The sequence below is a fragment of the Amycolatopsis sp. BJA-103 genome, from assembly GCF_002849735.1.
Lineage (GTDB): Bacteria > Actinomycetota > Actinomycetes > Mycobacteriales > Pseudonocardiaceae > Amycolatopsis.
Genome location: NZ_CP017780.1, coordinates 19,039 through 36,704, shown reverse-complemented (window position 1 = coordinate 36,704; position 17,666 = coordinate 19,039). Strand labels below are relative to the sequence as shown.

The following is a 17,666-nucleotide window of genomic DNA, read 5'->3' as shown; positions in this document are numbered from 1 at the left end:
CAATCAGGCGTGCTGACCAGCTACGTCGCGTGCGCGCACGCGTGCGTTACGCGCGAGGCCGTGACACCACGGCGCCACGCTCGTGCGCGTGCTGATCGAACAGGGCTCCACATGGCCGCCGCCCACCTCGTATTACGACACCATGCGCCACCGCTGGGAGTCGTGGGCGGCGTGGTGGTCCGGGGACCTGGACAAGCTCAAGGCGAACGCGTCGACGTGCGCGCCGGGCGGGTACTGGGCGCGGCACGCCACCAAGCCGGGCGGACGGCAGATGCACATGCCGCTGGCCGCGGACATCGCTCGCACGAGCGCGGAACTGATCTTCGGGGACTCCCCGCGGCTCGATTGGGGCAAGGACGCTACGAAGGTCACGGACACGTGGGAAACGCTCGCCGACGAGATCGGGTGGACGAACAGTCTTCTCGAAGGCGCGGAGATCGCGGCCGCACTCGGCGGGGTCTACCTCCGTCCGCTGTGGGATCAGGCGTTGGCCAAACAGCCGATGCTCACGATGGTGAGGGACGACGACGCGATCCCCGTCTTTCGTTTCGGCAGGCTCGCCGAGGTCACGTTCGTGACCATCCTGAACGACGATCCACACCGGACGCTCCGATGGCTGGAGCACCACGAGCCCGGCCAGATCCGACACGAACTGTGGGAAGGCTCGACGAACAACGTCGGCCACGTCGTGCCGCTCACCGATCACCCGGTAACCCGCGGCCTGGACGGCGAGCCGATCGATACGAAGCCGATCCGCGGAAACGAACTGCTCGTCGAATACGTGCCGAACGACCTGCCCCAACCCCTCGTGCACACCCCGCACGGCCGGTCCGATCTCCAGAGCTTGGAAACGGACCTCGACGCGCTTGACGAGGTGTGGGATTCGTGGATTCGCGACATCCGGCTCGGGAAGGGCCGCATCATCACCCCGGCCGACTACCTCGAACCCGTCAACTCGGGGGCGCGTGGTGTGGCCGCGCAACTGTTCAGCAAGTTGACACGGGGAGGCGCCGAGAAGGCGTTCGACGTGGACGCCGAGGCGTTCTCTCCCCTGCCGAACATGCCGGGTGACGACCCGACGAAGCCCGCGACGATCACCGTCGCTCAGTTCGCGTTGCGGGTGCAGGAGCACGCCGACACCGCGAACGAACTCGTCGATAACATCGTTAGCCGAGCCGGGTACGCGCCACAGACGTTCGGCCGCCACGTCGAGGGCCAGCTCTCCGGTACGGCGATGGCGCGGCGCGAACGTCGCTCGACGGGAACGCAGGGACGCAAGCGGCAGTACTGGAAACCGGCGACTCGCCGCGTCGCCGAAACCCTCATGCTGATCAACGCGCACGTGTTCAACGGACCGGCCCCGGCCGAGCGGCCCGGCCTCGACTGGCCCGCACCGCAGGCCGACCCGAAGGAAACCGCCGAGACGATCCAGCTTCTGTCCAACGCCGAGGCCATCTCGACCGAGATCAAGGTCAAGATGGCGCACCCCGAATGGGAACAGCAGGACGTCGACGACGAGGTCAAGCGGATCAAGGTCGAACGTCCGGCCGCACCGGACCCGCTCGACGGCGGCGAACCGTTCCCCCCGTCCGGGCAGGACAACGGCGCCGATGACCGCGCTGAGGGGCAGTGACCGGCCCGGCCGTGGCGCCGCTCGGCGCGAACCCGGCTTCGGGCGCCGCCACGCTCAAGCAGCTTCTCGACGTCTGGGACCTCGCCGCCGAACGCATGATCATCGCGGTAGCGCGTCGGCTTGCCCGCGGCATCACGACCGACGGATGGGCCGAGCGGAAAGCGCGGGAAACCCTTGCGCTCCGGGACGAACTCCGCGCGATCATGGCGCGGCTCGACATCACCTCGCCGCGGCTCGTCGAGCAGGCCCTCGCCGACGCCTACCTCATCGGGCAGCGCGCCGGGCAGACTCTCGACCGGCCGCTCGAATCCCGGCCCGAGCTCGTGCAGACCCTCGCACGCCGGTACGTCGAGCAGCTGCACGGCACGCACGTGCCGATCGTGCGCGCCCACGAAGACGTGTACCGCCGCGCCACCACCGAAGCTGAGTTGCTGATGCAGACCGGCACGATGGTGCGCCGCGACGCCGTCGCGCAAGTCGTCGACCGTCTGCTCGTGAGCGGGCACGACCGGTTCCCCGACAAGGCCGGACGACACTGGCACCTCGACGCGTACGCGCGCATGGCCGGCCGCACCATCGCCGGGCAGAGCGTCGTGCAGGGGCAGCTTGACGAGATGGTGGCAGAGGGCCGCGATGTCGTGGTCATCTCGGACAGTCCGCGCGAATGCAAGCTCTGCCGCCCGTGGGAGGGCCGTCTTTTGTCCATCACGGGCAAGTCGGTGGGGCAGGACGTCAACGGGCACCGTGTCGGCCGGACGGTCGCAGAGGCACGGCTCGGCGGGCTGTGGCATCCGAACTGTACGCACCGCGCCGACCCCGTTTCGGCGCTGACCCGGATCCGCCCGGCGAAGTCCGATCCGGAGGGTTACGAGCAGACGCAGAAGCTTCGGAAGCTCGAACGAAAATCTCGAGAATTGAAGCGGCGCGAGTCCGCGGCGGCGGAACTCGGCGACACCCCGACCGCCCGCAAACTGCGCGCGGAGATCCGCGACAACTCGGCCGCGATCAAGGCGCACGCCGACGCGGCCGGGCTGAAGCGGCGGACCGACCGGGAACGCGGACCGATCCCGACCAGCACGAGGCGTGCGCCCGCCGCTCGGCCCGCGCCCGAGCAACGCGCCCGGCCCACCGGCGACGAGGTGCCCACCATTGTCCTCATGGAAATCGGGCGCGACGAGGCAACGCGCGTCGCCCGGGAGCACGCCGAGCGCATCGCCCCGGAACCTGTCGACCTTGTGGCACTGTCCGATGCGGATCTCGAAGAACACCTCACGCGGGTGTCGCAAACCGACGACTTCGACGCGCTCGAAGCCGCCATCGTCGAGATGGAACGCCGGGAATCCGCCGCACCGCCCGTCGACGCAAAACAGCAGGCAGCCGACGAGCGCGAGCAACAGCAGTGGGAGCAATTCGAAAAGCTGATCGATTCCGGGTGGGACGAAGAGTCAGCGGCCGCAGAGGCGTACGGCCGGTCTGTCGAGCAGCAGCACCGCGACCGCGCCATCGAATCGCTACGGGCCCGCGGCTACACCGGCCGCGGGTTCGACGAACTCGCCCGCGCAGCGTTCCGCGACGTCGTGTACGACCAGTACCTCGCCGCCGAGGATGAGACCCGCGGCCACATGCTCAACGCCGCAGGCACGGCCGCAGGCATCGACCCGCACAGCCTGTTCGGTGGAAATGCTGCCCGCGCAAGGAAATACGCGTCCGATGAACTCAAGGAATGGTGGGACAACCACGGCCGCATCACGTACGATGCCTATGCCGCCGACCTGCTCGGCGACACAGAGGCCGCACGCGATGCCCGGTTCAAGACCGGTGGAGAGGATTGGCTGCGATGAGCACACCCGCATCCCTCTCGCTCGCAGCGCTCCGCGCAGGCAAGGCCGCGGCCGAACGCGGCGACCGCTCGACGACAAACCCGCACGACCCGACGAGCGACGACGTCGCCGAGCGCGTGCAAGCGAAGATGTGGCGCAAGGGCTACGCCGCAGGGAACCCGGTCCAGCTCAGCGAGTGACAGCCGGGCCGGACGGTGGCCTCATGTCGAACCTCACCGAAGGCATTCCGTCGCGTCACCCCGCCACCGATGCCATGCTCAAGCACTTCCGTTTCGAGCACCTGCCGCCCGAATTGCGGGAGGTATCGCGCCCGTTCGGCGAACTCGCCGAGCAGATTGCCGACGACGTCCCGGACAGTATGGAGAAGACCGCGGGCCTTCGGAAGCTATTGGAGGCGAAGGACTGCATCGTGCGGGCCGCGCTCGCCGAGTGACAGCCGGGCGCGACTCTCGGCACGGTAGCTACCGCACACCCGTCCTAGGAGGACAGACCCGCCATGCCCCGTACCGCGCTCACCCCGCAAGCCGTCACCCGCGCCGGCGCCGAACTGGTTCTCGGTGCCGTTGACGCGGCCGCCTCACCGAACGGCAACAGCTTCCCGACCAACGGCCGCGAGTTCGTCGTCATTAAGAACGGCGACTCGGCCAGCCACACGTGCACGATCCCGGTCAACCCGGCCAGCGCCCCCGACGGCCTCCCCGTCACCAGTCGCACCGTCACCGTGCCCGCTGGCAAGACGTTCACCGCGGGCCCCTTCCCGGACGCATACCGACAGAACGACGGAAACGTCTACCTCAACTGGGATTCGGCCACGCAAATGACCGTGGCCGTGCTCCGCATCCCCTCCTGACCCCAACACACAACAGGCCCCGTCCGCACTCCAGCGGACGGGGCCGCTCCATGCGGTGACACGGCGGACCCAACCTCTCCGCATGACCTTCCCCAACAACGGAACCGGCGCCGCCACCGACGGCGGCCAGACCGGTACGACCACCGACCCTGCCGCCCCGCCGACCGGCAACGCCCAGCCGCCCACACCGCCCGCGCCCGCCAACGGCCAGCAGCAGGACAGCGGCCAGACCACCCCGCCGAAGCCCGGCCCACCGCCGAACGCCGAGAAGACGTTCACGCAGGCCGACCTTGACCGCATCCTGAACGAACGACTCTCCCGACAGGAGAAGTCGCTCGGCGACAAACTCGCCGCGCTGTTCGGCAACAAGTCGACCGAAGGCGACGGCACGGTCAAACCAGAGGACGTCCTCAAGCGCGCCGAGGACATGCTCACCACCGCGCGCACCACGGCGAACACCGCAACCGCTGAAGCCCTCGCGCAGGCCGCCGGGATCAAGCCCGAGCGAATCGCGACTTTCATCGGCCTCGCGAACCTGACCGGAGCGCTCCAGGGTGTTGATCAGAACGACGCCGCCGCAGTCAAGACGGCGATCAAGACCGCGATCGACGCCAAGGCCGCCGAATTCCCGGAGTGGAAGACGACCACCGCAGCGCCCGCATCGGGTGGCGACAGGTCCGCCGCCGCAGGCGGAAAGAAGACCTACACGAGGGCGGACCTCGCGTCCATGTCCGACAACGAGCTCGCCGACAACGCCGACGAAATTCTCGCCGCCCAACGCGAAGGCCGCATCGTCGGCTAGCAGCGCGGCCGGGCGGTGACACCGCCCGGCCAACCTCTTTTCAGGCGTAGCAGCACAGCCCGGAAGTCGCCACCGGGACCGGAGGTACAAGCCCGAACTCCGCGGGCATGGCAGTCAGCCACGCGGAGAGGAGCACAACCCCGTGTCCGTGGCAAACTTCATTCCCCAGGTGTGGGTAGCGCCGCTCGTTCAGGCGCTCCGCAAGAAGCTGGTCTACGCCGGTCCCCAGATCGTCAACCGGGACTACGAGGGCGAAATCAGCGAGGCCGGCGACACCGTCAAGGTAACCAGCATCGGCCGCCCGACCATCAAGAACTACGTCCCGAACGAAACCGTCGTGACGCCCGAGAAGCCGAACACCTCTCAGCGCACGATGGTCATCGACCAGTCCAAGCACTGGTCGGTCGCCGTGGACGACGTCGACAAGCGGCAGGTCAAGGGCGACCTGATCAAGCCGTTCATGTCTGAAGCCGCTTACGGCCTCGCCGACGTGGTCGACCAGTACATCGCGAACAAATACACGGAGATTCCCGCCGCGTCGGTCCTCCCGGACGTCACGTTCACGGGCACCGATCAGGAGGCGTGGGGCAAGCTCGCTTACTTCACCCTCGTCGATCTCCAGGTCCTCATGGACGAGCGGAACATCCCGACCGAAGGCCGCTACGCCGCGTGCCCGCCGTGGTACCGCGGTCTCATCCAGAAGAACCCGAACTTCACCCGCGTCAGCGAATACGGCTCCGGCCGCGTGCTGCTGAACGGTGAGATCGGAGAGATCGCAGGGTTCTCGATCGTCATCTCGAACAACAACCCGAAGCCGGTCCCGACGAGCAATTTCATTCAGGCCGGGGTAAACGGCGCGATCAGTTTCGCCGAGCAGCTGAACCAGGTGGAGGCATACCGCCCCGAGTCCTCGTTCGCCGACGCCGTCAAGGGCCTGGCCGTCTACGGCGGCAAGGTCATGCGCCCCGACCTGCTCGCCGGCGTCGAGGTCACCCGACCGGGCAGCTAACCGGCGGCCCCTGACCGATCCGACCTGAAACGGAGTTCCTCCCATGGCACGTACCGCTGTCACGTACAGCAACCTCGTCGGGAACGGCAGTCTCGCCGACCCGGCGGGGACCGCGCTCAACCCGGGCGCCGGCAACGGGCACACCATCGCCAACGCCGACGCCGAACGCACCCTGCTGCGCGTCACGAACACGCACAGCTCGGCGCACAACGTCACGCTCAAGGCGGGCACCTACCCGCCCGCCATCGCGTCCGGCCAGGGCGATGTGGTCGTCGCGGTGCCGGCGAACACCGGTGTCGCGTGGATCGGTCCGTTCGAATCCGGTCGGTTCCTCCAGAACGACGGGTCCGTGCTCGTCGACGTCGAGACGGCGCACGCGGGCACCATCACCGCGTTCCGTCTCCCGAAGGCGGTCTGACCCATGGACCTCGTTTGGCTCAAGGGTGAGGGCGGCGCGGTTCGCCGCTACGCGTTACCGTTGCACGAGACCATCGCGGAGCGGGTGGAGCGAGGCGACATCACCCGCGTGAACAAGGACGGCACGCCGTACGTCGAGAGCGCCGAACCCGCCAGGCTGAAGCCGAAGCAGAAGCTTCAGGCCGAGGCGCGCGAACTCGGCGTCGACGACTCCGGCACGGCCGACGAGATCACGGCCCGGATCGACGCGCGCCGCGAACTGCTCACGCAGGCCGCCGAACTCGGCGTCGAAACCGAGGGCAGCGACGACGAGATCCGCGCGCGGATCGACGAGAAGCTCGCCCAGTAAGACCGAGACCCGGGCCGCGAGGTCCGCTGTGGTGGTCGGATGTCGCCGGGGAAGGTGGCGCGGCCCGGGTCTCACCTACACTTTCCGATGGAGGACTTCCCCATGTCGTGGTACGCACAGCACGAGACTGGGCACCCGAACTACGCCGATGCGGGTTCGGAGCTCGAAGCCGTTCTCGTGCGCCTCGGATACGTCGAGGTACCAGCGCCCGGCAGCGTCGAGCCCGAGCACACCGGCGAACCGCCCGAGGGCGAGAACGTCGAGGAGCCGGGCGGCACGGGGAACGACGACAAGCCGGACCCCGACGCCGTGAATCGGCGCCGCGGTCACGGCGGGCGCGTCGAAGCTTCCTTCGGCGACGACGAGTAGAGCCATGACCACCAGCACCCGGAACCCGTTCGAGACGCTTCTCGTCGGCGCCTTCGGTCTCTACTCACTCGTTGGCTTGTTCCTGTTTCAGCAGGTCGCGACGTCCACTATTCGCGGTTTCCCGGTGCCTGCCGGCCATGTCTTCCTGGCGGGCGCGGCGCTCTCGTGCGCGGTGGTGCTCGTCGGGGTCTGGCGTGCCGCGACCGCGGCCGGTCTTCTGATCGAGCGGGCCGGGTTGCTCGGCATGTCCGGGATCACCGTCACCTACGCGGTCTGGGGCTTGGGGATGTCCGGTCTACGCGGATTGGCGTTCTGCCTGCTACTCGGCGCGATGGCGGCCGCTGGTCTGTGGCGCGTCTGGCAGATCACGAGCGCCCGAACGGCGGCCCGCAGATCCGTACAGGGGGTCCGCTAATGCCTCCTTGGCTTCTCTGGACCGGCGGGAGTGTCGGCCTCGCAGCGTTCGGGACGATGGTGGTCGCGCTGTTGAAGGTGCGGCCGGAAACCCGCAAGCTCAAGCGCGACGGCGCCGCGGTGCTCGTGACGGCCGCGACCGCGCACTCGGCCGAACTGTCCGACCAAGTCGCGGAACTTCAGGCCGAGACACGGAAACTGTGGCAGGGCCAGCGGCAGCAACAGAACCTACTCAGTGCGCACCATCGGTGGGACGAGGAAGTTGTCGCCGTTGTGCGTTCGCTCGGTGGCACGATTGACGATCCGCCGCCGCTCTACGCCGAGGGGTGACACGGTGCCCGCAGTCTTGCGGGCATGGCCTCCTGGTACGTAGCGCATTCCCTCGACATCCTGCTCGGCCAGATCAACGCTCTGGCCCCGAAGCGGTCGAAGCTTTCCGACGGTTCGATCGGCGATGCGGCGCACTCGGCCCGATACTCCGACCACAACCCGACCACGTCCGGTCAGGTGTGTGCGCGGGACTTCACCAACGATCCCGACGGCGGGCTTGACGCGCAGTGGCTCGCGAACCGGCTCGTCGAGCAACGCGACCCGCGGATCAAGTACATCATCTCGCGCGGCCGGATCATCGATTCGCGACCGGGCAAAAACCCGTGGAAGTGGATGCCCTACAACGGAATCAACGCGCACAAGCAGCACGTGCACGTGTCCGTCTTCGCGGGCACGGCCGGTGACTCCACCGCGCTGTGGAACCTCGGTCCGGTCGGAACTCCGAATCCGCCCGTACCGCCCCGGCTGAACGGCCGACTCATGATGACGGAGGACAACATGCCCACCCTTCCCCCCGCGATGACCACCACCACCGAGGTTCTGGCCGTGCCGCCGGACGCCGACGTGAAGCTCATTTTCGCGGCCAAGACCACGATCTTCGGCGGCCACCTCTACAACTGGTCCGCGGTTCCCGGCCAGGGTACCGGCGGTGACCCCAGGCAGTGGCGAACCGAGGTCCAGGAGGGCGAGGTCATCCCGATCCCGCGAGGCACTTCGAAGGTTCACGTCGAGTACTCGTGTGCGTCGTCCGTCTCCGTGTTCATTCAGGCGATCTCATGATTCCGCAGGTTCCGCTGCGGCGGCGTGTCCGCGCCGCGCTTCCCCGGTTCCGTAAGGGAATCGCGGCGGTGTGGGGCACGCTGACGACTCCGGTCGTGGTCGGTGTCGCGATGGCGTTCGGTGTCCCGCTCGACGCCGAAACGGCCGCGGTGATCATCGCGGCCGGTACCGCGATCCTCGGTCCGGCCGCGGTCATCGGCTCGAAGCCGAACGTCCCCAAGGAGTAGGCCATGCCGCTGCCTGATTCGTGGCCGAAACGCACGGTCCGCGGCACGCTCGTGCCGCTCGACGAATCGATCGGCGTGACCGGGGTTGTCTCGTTCATGCCGATCGGCGCGCCTTGGTTCACCGCGAATCAGGTAGTGGTGCCGCCCTCGACGCTCATGGCGTCCATTGTGGACGGCTCGTTCTCGATGACGCTCCCCGTCACCAATGCTCCGGGCGTGCAGCCCGCGGGCTGGGTGTATCAGGTGACCGTGAAACTCGCGGACGGCCGGACGTGGTCGTTCCCCATGGATGTTCCGAACGGTCTCGACGACCTCGACCTCGCCGCGCACGCCCCGGTTGCGCCGTCGGGCGGTTGGTCCCGCTACGTCCGAACGGTGAACGGGATCTTGCCGGACGCGACCGGGAACGTGCACGTCGTCGGCGGCGACGACGGCAGCGGTTTCGGCGTGCTGTCTGTCGACGGCCGAACCGGCGACGTCACGCTCGACGACGTGTACGCCAGCCTCGGCGCGCTCTCGTCCGGCCTCGCAACCAAGGCGAACACGTCGAGCCTCGCACCGGTCGCGACCGCGGGCACGTACGCCAGCCTCACTGGCAAGCCGACCATCCCGACGTCCTATTCGGACCTGGCCGGCACGGTGCCGCAGTCCGCTATCCCAGCGGTCGCGCTCGTCGACTGGCTCGGCGAAGCCAGCTCACAAGCCGCCATGCTTGCGCTCACGGGACAGCGCGGGGACTGGTGCACCCGCACCGACCGCGGTACCGACTGGCAGCTCATCGCCGAGCCGTCGACGTCGCTCGCGTCCTGGCGGGAGCGCGTCTCCCCTGCCTCCCCCGTGTCCAGCGTGAACGGGCGAACCGGCGCTGTGGTGGTGGACAAGACCGACGTCGGACTCGGCGCGGTGAACAACACCCCTGACTCAGCGAAGCCGATCAGCGCGGCGACACAGACCGCGCTGGACGGCAAAGAGTCGGCTGGAACAGCGGCCGCCGCGGTAGCTGCGCACACGGTCGCGGCGGATCCGCATCCGCAGTACCTCACTCAGTCCGAGGGCGACGGCCGGTACGACGGCCTCGGCGCCGCAGCAGCGGCAGTGGCCGACGCGCCCCGGTTCCTTCGGTACTCGGCCGGATGGCCCGCGCGCGGGTCCTCGTCGCGCGTGACCATCTACATCGGAGGCTCGGCCGCCTCGAACGCGCCCGTCGACGCCGTGCTCGGCGACGTCTGGATACCGGCCTCGTCATGAGCGTCGTCGCCGCGTACAACTTCGCGCAGTCCGGGAACATCGCGACGGACTTCGGACCGGACGGCCACCACCTGAACCTGTCCGGATCTGCCGGTGTCCAGACAACCGGCGGGCGATTCGGGCCCGCGCTCGGCAAGACCGGGGCCGCAATGCCCACCCTCCCCGTTGGTGTCCTAACAGCGTTCCACGCCAGCAACACCCGAGCCGTCAGCTTCTGGGCCTACGGATCCGGTACGACCTGGTGGGTTCGCTGCCAGGTCGACCCCGAGACCGACGGCACCGGTACGTTCGGTGTCCTGCTGCTCTCCGGGAACATGGCCGGCCAGGTCCGGGACGCCTCGCAAAACCTCGCGCTACGCCCGCAGGCCGCCCCGCCGGGCGCGGAACAGCACTGGTACTTGCTTGCCTACGACCAGGCAACGGGATCGATCGACCTCTACCGCGACAACGTCCTCACCACCCCGGGCCCACCGAACGGTCACAGCTCGTTCGCGCCCGGGACCGCGTTGTCGACGGCCGCCGAAGCGATCAACCTCCTTGAGAGCGCCGATAGCACGTCGCGTCTGTCCGAGCTCCGGTTCCTCACGCACGTGCCGGATGCGACCGAGCGGGCCGTGCTCATGGCGACGCCCGTCGGGCCGCCCGCATCCGGCGTGAAGCTCTGGACTGGCTCGGCCTGGACCGACACCCCACCTCCACGCCACCACGACGGCGACGCGTGGCAGACCACGCCCGCCGCCCGACCGATCGGAACCTGACCATGACCTCGCTCATTTGGGCCACGCCCGCCGAAGTCCGCGCTTACCCCGAGAGCGGCATCCCCCTCGACATGCCCGACGACGCCCTCGGCCAGAAGATCGACAAGGCCGCCCGCGCGATCGAGCGGGTCATCATCCGTTGGCCGACCGTCGACGTGGAAACCGGCAGGGCGTTCGACGCCGACGTCCGCGCGCAGATGATCGCCGCGGTGGCCGAGACCATCAAGGCGCGGCGCAAGGCCGAAGCCATCGAGGCCAGTCTCGGCGGCCTCGCGCCGATCCTCGCCGCCGGCGGCAGCATCTCCACGAAAACCCTCTCGGCCTCGACGGGCACCAGCTCGTCGGGCAGCACCGGCGCGCCGATCGGCGACCGCGCGCCGCGCGTTCCGCTGGACGCGATCGACGCGCTCCAGGCCGCCGGCCTCATCGGAGGGAGTGCCCGCACATGGTGAGCCTGCTCGGAACCCTCATCCCCACGCCCGACCGGATCGTCCACCGAAAAAAGATCGAGGATGGCAGCGACGGCGAGCAGTTCGCCGAGCCGGTGCCCCGGTTCGGGCGGTGGGAGAACACGACGAGCCAGATTCAGAACGCAGAGGGACGCGTCGTCACGCTATCCGGGGTGATCTACCTGGAAGCCGCGGCGGACCCGCACATCGGTGACCGGCTCGCGAAGGCGGGCCCGGATCCGGATTGGCGACGCGTCGAGAAGGTCGACACCGCGACGTGGTTCGACGGCACGGTGATGCACCACGAGGTGTACGTCTCGTGAGCCTCGACGGGCTCGACGCCGTCGAGGTGAAGGTCATGGCCGCTTTCGCGCAGGGCGGCCGCGAAGCGATGGAAGACCTCAAGAGCCTTTCGCAGGACGAGGTTCCGTACGACCAGGGCGACCTGTCTCGCTCGGCCAAGGTGTCCAGCGAGGAACGGTCCGAGGGCTGGGTCGGCGGTGTCTCCTACGACACTCCGTACGCCGCCGCGCAGCACGAAAACCGGGGCTGGACACACCAGGACGGCCGGAAAGCCGGGTATCTCGGGGATCCGATGCGCGCGAACGCCGAGAGGTATCAAGCCCACATCGCTGCCGCGGTGAAAGAGGCGATGGAGTAGCGACCGCTGGTGACACCCCTGACCGATGGTCACGAGGTGATCGCTGCTGCCCTCGCCCGACAGATCGCCGTTCTCGGTCTCGGCACCTACGAAGGTGTCGGCACCGGCGCGCCGGTCACGCTTGGCGACGGCAACGGAATGCCGCCGAGCCCTAACACGTGCTGGACGGTCTACACCCTGCCGAGTTTCCCGCGGGCCGAGCCGACGATCGACTACGAAACCCCCGAAGTGCAGGCGGTCTACCGCACAGCGTCCGACGTGTCGCCGCTCGCTCGGCCGGGCTTCGAGATGGTGGACAGACTCCGGCGGGCGCTCGACGGCACCGACAACACGCGTTGGGCCGATTCCACTGTGGACGAAGTCGACGTTTTGACCTGTGACGCGTCCTCATCCGCTCCGGTCCCGCTGGGCCCGGACCCGCAAGGCCGCCCCCGCTGGTCGGTCTCGTTCCAGCTCGAAACACCGATCAGGAGGTAAATCCACAATGGCCAGCATCCTCAAGCGGCTCAGTCGCAAGTGGACCATCGAAGTCAACACCGGCACCAACGAGGCTCAGGTTTGGTCCAAGGTAAAGGGCCTGACCAAGCTCGAACTCGGCATCGACGCGAACTCGGTCGACACCACCGATTTCGACAGCGAAGGATGGGAGGACAACGACACCACGTTTCGCAAGTGGTCACTCGGCATCGAAGGTTTCGACGGCTTCACCGGCCCGGTGAACGCGCAAGTCGACGACCCCGGACAGGCGTTTCTCAAAATGAAGGGTCTCCTCACCGGGCCCGAGGCGAAAGTCGAAGTCCGCGTCTACCGCCTCGACAACAACAAGGGCTACAGCGGCCTCGCCACCTCGAACTGGGCGGGCGCGGGTGGCGAGGTCAAGAACATGGAACCGTTCAAGTGCGACCTGACCGGCTCCGGTCTTCTGTCCCCGTTCGTCTACACCCCGTAAGGAAACCCGGACCGTGGCCACCTTCCCCGACCTCGACCGATTCATCGAGGACACCACCGAAGACGACACCCTCACCCTGCCCATCGGCGGCCGCGAGTACACCTTCCGTGCTTCGCTGCTGCCCTTCGGGCGCGCACTGCAAATCCACAAGATCCGCGACGAGGCCAGCCGGATCATGGCCGCGCGCGCCGCGGGCGCGACTTACCAGCCCGCGCCCGGATTCACCGAAGACTTGAAGGGCCTCGACGAGCGAGAGCTCTACCTCGAAATGCTCGGTGACAAGATGCGCGAGAAGCTGATCGCGGACAAAGTCCCGTGGCCAACGGTGCTGCACGTCGGCGGGACGCTTCTCGCCTGGCACATGTACGGCGAGGCGATGGCCCGCCAGGTGTGGACCCGAGGCCGGGTGGAGGAAGACGACAGCCGCCCCCCGGCCGAACCTTCGGGGTCGTCGAGTCCGCCGACGACATCCCGGAGTGGATCGACGAAGAAGAAGCGGCGCAAGCGCAAAGGCAAGCGCTCACGTGGGGCGACTACTTCGAGCGGTGGACGCTCATAGAGTCAGATTTTCACCGCGAGTACCACGTTGACCTGTCATCGCGCGAAGTCCTCACCGGACGGTCATGGCGTTGGTTCTGTTCCCGGCTTTCGGGACTTTCCGCGAAGAGCCTGACACGGGTGTCGCTCGCCGCGCGCGAGGACCAGGGCAGCGACGACGTCGACGACCTCGACCGGGAACTCGGCGTCCGCCGCAAGTGACACCCTGACCCGATCGTAGCTGTGTGGCCCTGAACGTCGGAAAGATCATCGCCTACTTCGAGGGTGAGGCGAAAGGCTTCTTCGCGACCTTGCGGCGCGTCCAGTCCGGCGGCAAGGATCTCGACAAGACGAGGTTTTCCCCGACGCTCGACGCGGACGCCTCCCCGCTTGACCGTGCCGTCGCCCGCGCAAAGGCCACCTTGCAAACCTTCGCAGGGAAGAGCGTAGTCGCGGAGATTGACGCCGACATTTCCCGCGCGCGAGCACGCATCCGCGAGATGGAGAGCCGCCGCGGCGAGGTCGGTATCGACGTTGACGCCGAGATCGCCAAGGCCGAAGCTACCATCGAAGCCCTGACCTCCCGCCGCCGGAACCTCACCATCGGAGTGGACCCGGACACCGGGGGCGCGTTCCGCGCAGGTGTCGCGATGGGCGCTGCGGCGAAGGCCGGTATCGCGTCGGTCGGTGTCGCCTCGGCGCTCGGCGTCGGCGGTGGTCTCATCGCCGGTGCTGGGCCGGCGATCCTCGGCGTCGGCACGGCGGCCGGGATCACGGCCGGGCTCGTGTCCACGCTGTCGAAAGCGTTCAAGGCGTACAGCGCGGACCAGAAGGCCGCCGAGACCGCGGCGACCGGCGGCGCCGCCTCGGCGCTCGCGAACTCAATCGCGATCCGCAACGCGAACTACGCGATCGCCGACGCGAAACGCCGCGCCGGCGAAGCCGCGACAGATTCGGCCCGCCGGGTAGAGGAAGCCGAGAAGTCGGTCTCGCGCGCGGAGAAGAACGCCGAACGCGCGACCCGCGCGACCACTGCCGCACGCGCCGACGCTGCCCGGCAGCTCGACGAACTCGCCGACCGCGCCGCCGGGTACAAGACCTCGGTCGAAGACGCTGCCCTGTCCGTGGAGGAATCGAAGAAGGCGCAGCAGGAAGCGAACGACCGCTACGGCGAGGGCAGCCTCGAAGCACGCCGCGCCGCGCTGAACGTCGAGCAGGCCGAAGAACGCCTCGCGCGTGTCCGCAAGGACGGCGCGAAGGCCATCACCGAGATGAACGTCGCGATGTCCAAGGGCATCGAAGGCAGCGACCAGGTGGTCGCCGCGAAGGAAGCGGAGCAGGCCGCGGCCGACCGGGTCGCGGAAGCGCGCCGCGCCGAGCAGGTCGCGCAGGAGCAGGCCGACCGCACCGCACGGGACGGGGCTGAGCAGGTCGCGCGCGCGGTTCAGTCCCTCGCGGACACGCAAGCGCAGCAGGCCGCAACAGCGGGAGATGCCGCGGCGAAGAACTCGACCTACGCCGCCGAGCTCGCGAAGCTGACGCCAGAGGGCCGGAGGTTCGTCGAGACGTTGATCGGCATGAAGGACTGGTCTGAACGTCTCGGGAAGACGACGCAGGCGGAGACTCTGCCGGGCTTTACGCGGCTGATCGAGTCCGGGCGGGACCTTGAACCCGTTCTCGCGCACGGGATAACGGTGGTCGGTGGTGCGATGTCCGACACCGCCGACAAGGCCGCGAAGCTCGCGAAGTCGCCCGCGTTCAAGGCTGATCTGTGGGCCGCGTTCGACAACGCGGAGCCGGTGCTCGACGCGATCGGGGACGCGACGGTCGATCTCACCGGACGGTGGGTCAAGTTCATGGCCGACGGGCGCCCGGCCGCTGAAGGTCTCGCGGACATGATCGACCGGCTCTCGGCGGGAACACAGGACTTTCTCGACGAGGCGACGCCGGGAATGGACGCATACGGGCGGGTTCTGCGCACGACCGGCGACATCGGACAGGACTTCCTCGGCTGGCTCGGCCGTCTCGTGTCCCTGTCCGCGACCGAGGCCGCGCCCGCGCTCGACCGCACCGCGTCCGCGCTCCGCGACGTCGAGGCCTTCATCCTCGAAGTCGCACAAGGTGGCCTGCCCGCACTGGTCGGCTCGTTCGGGACCGTGCTCGACATGATCTCGGGCTTCCTCGCGATCATCAAGCCGATCGCCGGCGAGCTGGGCGGGCTCGCGGGCGGGGTGCTCCCGTTCGTCGCCGCGCTGAAGCTGATCGACAAGGTGACGTTCGGCGGGGTCACCGGCCAGTTCACCAACATCAAGTCCCGGATGGACGATGCGGACAATGCGCGCGGGAAGCTCGGCCGCGGGTTCGTCGGCATGATCGATTCGGTGTTCTCGCCGTTCGGGCTCGCGGTCGCTGGTGTCATGACCGCGCTCTCTCTGTACGGCGACATGCAGCGACGCGCCAACGAATTACAGAAGCAGGCAGCCGACGGTGTCAAGGCGTACCGGGACGAACTCAATGCGACCGGCGGTGTGCTCGGAGACAACACGCGGAAGCTCGCCGAGAAGAACCTGTCCTCAATGGACGCTTACAACACCGACAAGAAGCTCGTCGACGTCGCGAAGGAACACGGGATCTCCCTCGCCGACCTGACGGCCGCGTACGAGGGGAACCGGCAGAAGCAGCAGGAGATCAGCGGCACTCTGTCGAACCAGAAAACGCAGTGGTACGAGCTTCACAGCGGCATCGGCGACGTTGTGCAGCAGGTCGGCTACTGGATCGGCGCGTCGGACGAGGGCGGCGACTCTGCGGCGGACCTCGAAGGCCAGCTCAACGGCTTGTGGGACGAGGTCAACAAAACCGCTGAGGGCACCAAGAAGATGACCTACGAACAGGGCATCGCTTCGGGCACAACGAAAACGCTCGACGGCGACATCAAGGAGATGGCCGACTCGACCGGCGACGCAGCAAGCCGCGGCGCCGCGCTGATCGACTTCCTGCAACGCCTGTCCGGCCAGTCCCCGACATACGAGGACGCGGTACAGCGCATAAACGACCAGATGCGCACGCTCGCCGAACTGTTCGGCGCCAACGTCGACAAGACCAAGGGATTCGGACAGGCACTCCTGAACAGCGTCGGCGGGATCGATACCAGCACTGCCAACGGATCCCGGCTCCGCGACGTCCTCAAGAGCATCGCCGAGAACACTGCGGGCGCCGCTCAGGCCGCCTACGATCTCGCGATCCAGCAGGGCAAGAGCGTGCCTGAAGCCATGGCCGCGGCGAACGGCGTCGTGTCCGACCAGAACGCTCGCCTTCTTGGCCTCGCGGACTCGATGGGTCTCTCGGCCGAGCAAATGCAAGGCTTGTTGAACAAGTACTCGCTGACGCCCGAACAGGTGACGAGTGTTATCGGGCAACCCGGCATGGAGAACGCGCAGCGGCAGGCCGACGCGTACAAGGGCAAGCTCGACGCGATCCCCCGCGCGATCCCCACGAACTTCAGCGCGAACCCCCAGAACGCCTACAACGAGGTCGAACGGTTCCTCAACTGGTACTACGACTTGGTGACCAATCCGCTACCTCCGTTCACGGTGGCGCCCGGGTCCGGTGGTCTCCCGCTCGGCGACTCCGGCGCGCCGCGCCGAGCGAAGGGCGGCCCGGTCAACGCGGGCACGATGTACCGGGTCGGCGAGGAAGGCGAGGAATTCTTCATCCCGGACACCAGTGGCATGATCGTGCCCGCCGGGCCGACCGCTGCATACCAAGCCGGGATGGAGCGGGCCCGCGCGATGGCGCCGGCAGCACCGACGATGGCTGCGGTCGGCGGTGCTTCGGCGGCCGCGCGCGGTGCTGGCGGTGCGTCGACATCGGCCTCGGGTTCCATGGCGCCGCTACAAATCGGGGTGCAGCAGATGGCAGACGCGGTGACCGAGATCCGTTCACTGACTGCCGCTGTCATGAACCGGCCCGTCGTCTTGGAAGCCGATGGCCGGGTGATCGCGACGGTGTCCGAGCGTGGCGCGGTCAAGAATCAGAGGAGGTGA

Annotated in this window: 23 protein-coding genes; all 23 read left to right on the top strand. The window is 68.0% G+C overall.

Translation table 11 applies throughout. The features are described 5' to 3' along the window. Nucleotides 1-88 precede the first annotated feature (88 nt). The 23 genes from BKN51_RS00255 to BKN51_RS00145 all read left to right on the top strand — a co-directional run bounded on the left by BKN51_RS00255 (nucleotide 89) and on the right by BKN51_RS00145 (nucleotide 17,666). Entirely contained in the window at nucleotides 89-1,633 is a 1,545-nt protein-coding gene (locus BKN51_RS00255) for a phage portal protein (protein ID WP_146044437.1), read from the top strand. Next, complete coding sequence (locus BKN51_RS00250; RefSeq protein ID WP_233224284.1) at nucleotides 1,630-3,474, top strand: phage minor capsid protein; 1,845 nt, start codon at nucleotides 1,630-1,632, stop codon at nucleotides 3,472-3,474. The genes BKN51_RS00255 and BKN51_RS00250 overlap by 4 nt, the downstream gene beginning before the upstream one ends. Beyond that, a complete protein-coding gene (locus BKN51_RS00245; RefSeq protein WP_101605683.1) occupies nucleotides 3,471-3,653 on the top strand; it encodes a hypothetical protein in 183 nt (60 codons plus the stop codon). Before BKN51_RS00250 ends, BKN51_RS00245 begins: the two co-directional genes overlap by 4 nt. Before the next feature lie 23 nt (nucleotides 3,654-3,676). Further along, nucleotides 3,677-3,907: a hypothetical protein gene (locus BKN51_RS00240; RefSeq protein ID WP_101605682.1), complete on the top strand. Its 231-nt coding sequence runs from the start codon at nucleotides 3,677-3,679 to the stop codon at nucleotides 3,905-3,907. Nucleotides 3,908-3,970: 63 nt separating this feature from the next. Further along, nucleotides 3,971-4,324, top strand: coding sequence for a hypothetical protein (locus tag BKN51_RS00235; RefSeq protein ID WP_101605681.1), 354 nt, complete (start codon nucleotides 3,971-3,973; stop codon nucleotides 4,322-4,324). 82 nt (nucleotides 4,325-4,406) lie between these two features. Continuing rightward, nucleotides 4,407-5,126, top strand: a complete 720-nt coding sequence (locus BKN51_RS00230; protein ID WP_101605680.1) for a hypothetical protein — start codon at nucleotides 4,407-4,409, stop codon at nucleotides 5,124-5,126. 142 nt (nucleotides 5,127-5,268) lie between these two features. Further along, on the top strand, nucleotides 5,269-6,135 hold the full coding sequence (locus BKN51_RS00225) for a P22 phage major capsid protein family protein (protein ID WP_101605679.1): 867 nt from the start codon (nucleotides 5,269-5,271) through the stop codon (nucleotides 6,133-6,135). A 43-nt stretch (nucleotides 6,136-6,178) separates the two neighbouring features. Beyond that, the gene (locus tag BKN51_RS00220; protein ID WP_101605678.1) at nucleotides 6,179-6,553 is read left to right on the top strand and encodes a hypothetical protein; all 375 of its coding nucleotides are present in this window, start codon (nucleotides 6,179-6,181) and stop codon (nucleotides 6,551-6,553) included. A 3-nt stretch (nucleotides 6,554-6,556) separates the two neighbouring features. Continuing rightward, the gene (locus BKN51_RS00215) at nucleotides 6,557-6,901 is read left to right on the top strand and encodes a hypothetical protein (protein ID WP_101605677.1); all 345 of its coding nucleotides are present in this window, start codon (nucleotides 6,557-6,559) and stop codon (nucleotides 6,899-6,901) included. A gap of 102 nt (nucleotides 6,902-7,003) precedes the next feature. After that, nucleotides 7,004-7,270, top strand: coding sequence for a hypothetical protein (locus tag BKN51_RS00210; protein WP_102906664.1), 267 nt, complete (start codon nucleotides 7,004-7,006; stop codon nucleotides 7,268-7,270). 4 nt (nucleotides 7,271-7,274) lie between these two features. Further along, complete coding sequence (locus BKN51_RS00205; protein ID WP_101605675.1) at nucleotides 7,275-7,685, top strand: hypothetical protein; 411 nt, start codon at nucleotides 7,275-7,277, stop codon at nucleotides 7,683-7,685. A gap of 56 nt (nucleotides 7,686-7,741) precedes the next feature. Next, the gene (locus BKN51_RS00200; protein ID WP_146044458.1) at nucleotides 7,742-8,014 is read left to right on the top strand and encodes a hypothetical protein; all 273 of its coding nucleotides are present in this window, start codon (nucleotides 7,742-7,744) and stop codon (nucleotides 8,012-8,014) included. A 24-nt stretch (nucleotides 8,015-8,038) separates the two neighbouring features. Then, entirely contained in the window at nucleotides 8,039-8,794 is a 756-nt protein-coding gene (locus tag BKN51_RS00195; RefSeq protein WP_101605673.1) for a hypothetical protein, read from the top strand. Then, nucleotides 8,791-9,021 carry a hypothetical protein gene (locus tag BKN51_RS00190; RefSeq protein ID WP_101605672.1) on the top strand — a complete coding sequence of 77 codons (231 nt, stop codon included), beginning with the start codon at nucleotides 8,791-8,793 and terminating at the stop codon, nucleotides 9,019-9,021. Before BKN51_RS00195 ends, BKN51_RS00190 begins: the two co-directional genes overlap by 4 nt. Before the next feature lie 3 nt (nucleotides 9,022-9,024). Then, nucleotides 9,025-10,269 carry a hypothetical protein gene (locus BKN51_RS00185; RefSeq protein WP_101605671.1) on the top strand — a complete coding sequence of 415 codons (1,245 nt, stop codon included), beginning with the start codon at nucleotides 9,025-9,027 and terminating at the stop codon, nucleotides 10,267-10,269. Beyond that, entirely contained in the window at nucleotides 10,266-11,027 is a 762-nt protein-coding gene (locus BKN51_RS00180; protein ID WP_101605670.1) for a hypothetical protein, read from the top strand. Before BKN51_RS00185 ends, BKN51_RS00180 begins: the two co-directional genes overlap by 4 nt. 2 nt (nucleotides 11,028-11,029) lie before the next feature. Further along, on the top strand, nucleotides 11,030-11,479 hold the full coding sequence (locus BKN51_RS00175) for a hypothetical protein (protein ID WP_101605669.1): 450 nt from the start codon (nucleotides 11,030-11,032) through the stop codon (nucleotides 11,477-11,479). Continuing rightward, nucleotides 11,473-11,799, top strand: coding sequence for a hypothetical protein (locus BKN51_RS00170; RefSeq protein ID WP_101605668.1), 327 nt, complete (start codon nucleotides 11,473-11,475; stop codon nucleotides 11,797-11,799). The genes BKN51_RS00175 and BKN51_RS00170 overlap by 7 nt, the downstream gene beginning before the upstream one ends. Beyond that, complete coding sequence (locus BKN51_RS00165; RefSeq protein ID WP_101605667.1) at nucleotides 11,796-12,137, top strand: minor capsid protein; 342 nt, start codon at nucleotides 11,796-11,798, stop codon at nucleotides 12,135-12,137. The genes BKN51_RS00170 and BKN51_RS00165 overlap by 4 nt, the downstream gene beginning before the upstream one ends. Nucleotides 12,138-12,173: 36 nt before the next feature. After that, the gene (locus BKN51_RS00160; RefSeq protein ID WP_158306845.1) at nucleotides 12,174-12,614 is read left to right on the top strand and encodes a minor capsid protein; all 441 of its coding nucleotides are present in this window, start codon (nucleotides 12,174-12,176) and stop codon (nucleotides 12,612-12,614) included. A 7-nt stretch (nucleotides 12,615-12,621) separates the two neighbouring features. Next, complete coding sequence (locus BKN51_RS00155; protein ID WP_101605665.1) at nucleotides 12,622-13,086, top strand: phage tail tube protein; 465 nt, start codon at nucleotides 12,622-12,624, stop codon at nucleotides 13,084-13,086. Nucleotides 13,087-13,099: 13 nt separating this feature from the next. Next, on the top strand, nucleotides 13,100-13,645 hold the full coding sequence (locus BKN51_RS00150) for a DUF7426 family protein (RefSeq protein ID WP_101605664.1): 546 nt from the start codon (nucleotides 13,100-13,102) through the stop codon (nucleotides 13,643-13,645). Between the two features lie 223 nt (nucleotides 13,646-13,868). Continuing rightward, a complete protein-coding gene (locus BKN51_RS00145; protein WP_101605663.1) occupies nucleotides 13,869-17,666 on the top strand; it encodes a hypothetical protein in 3,798 nt (1,265 codons plus the stop codon).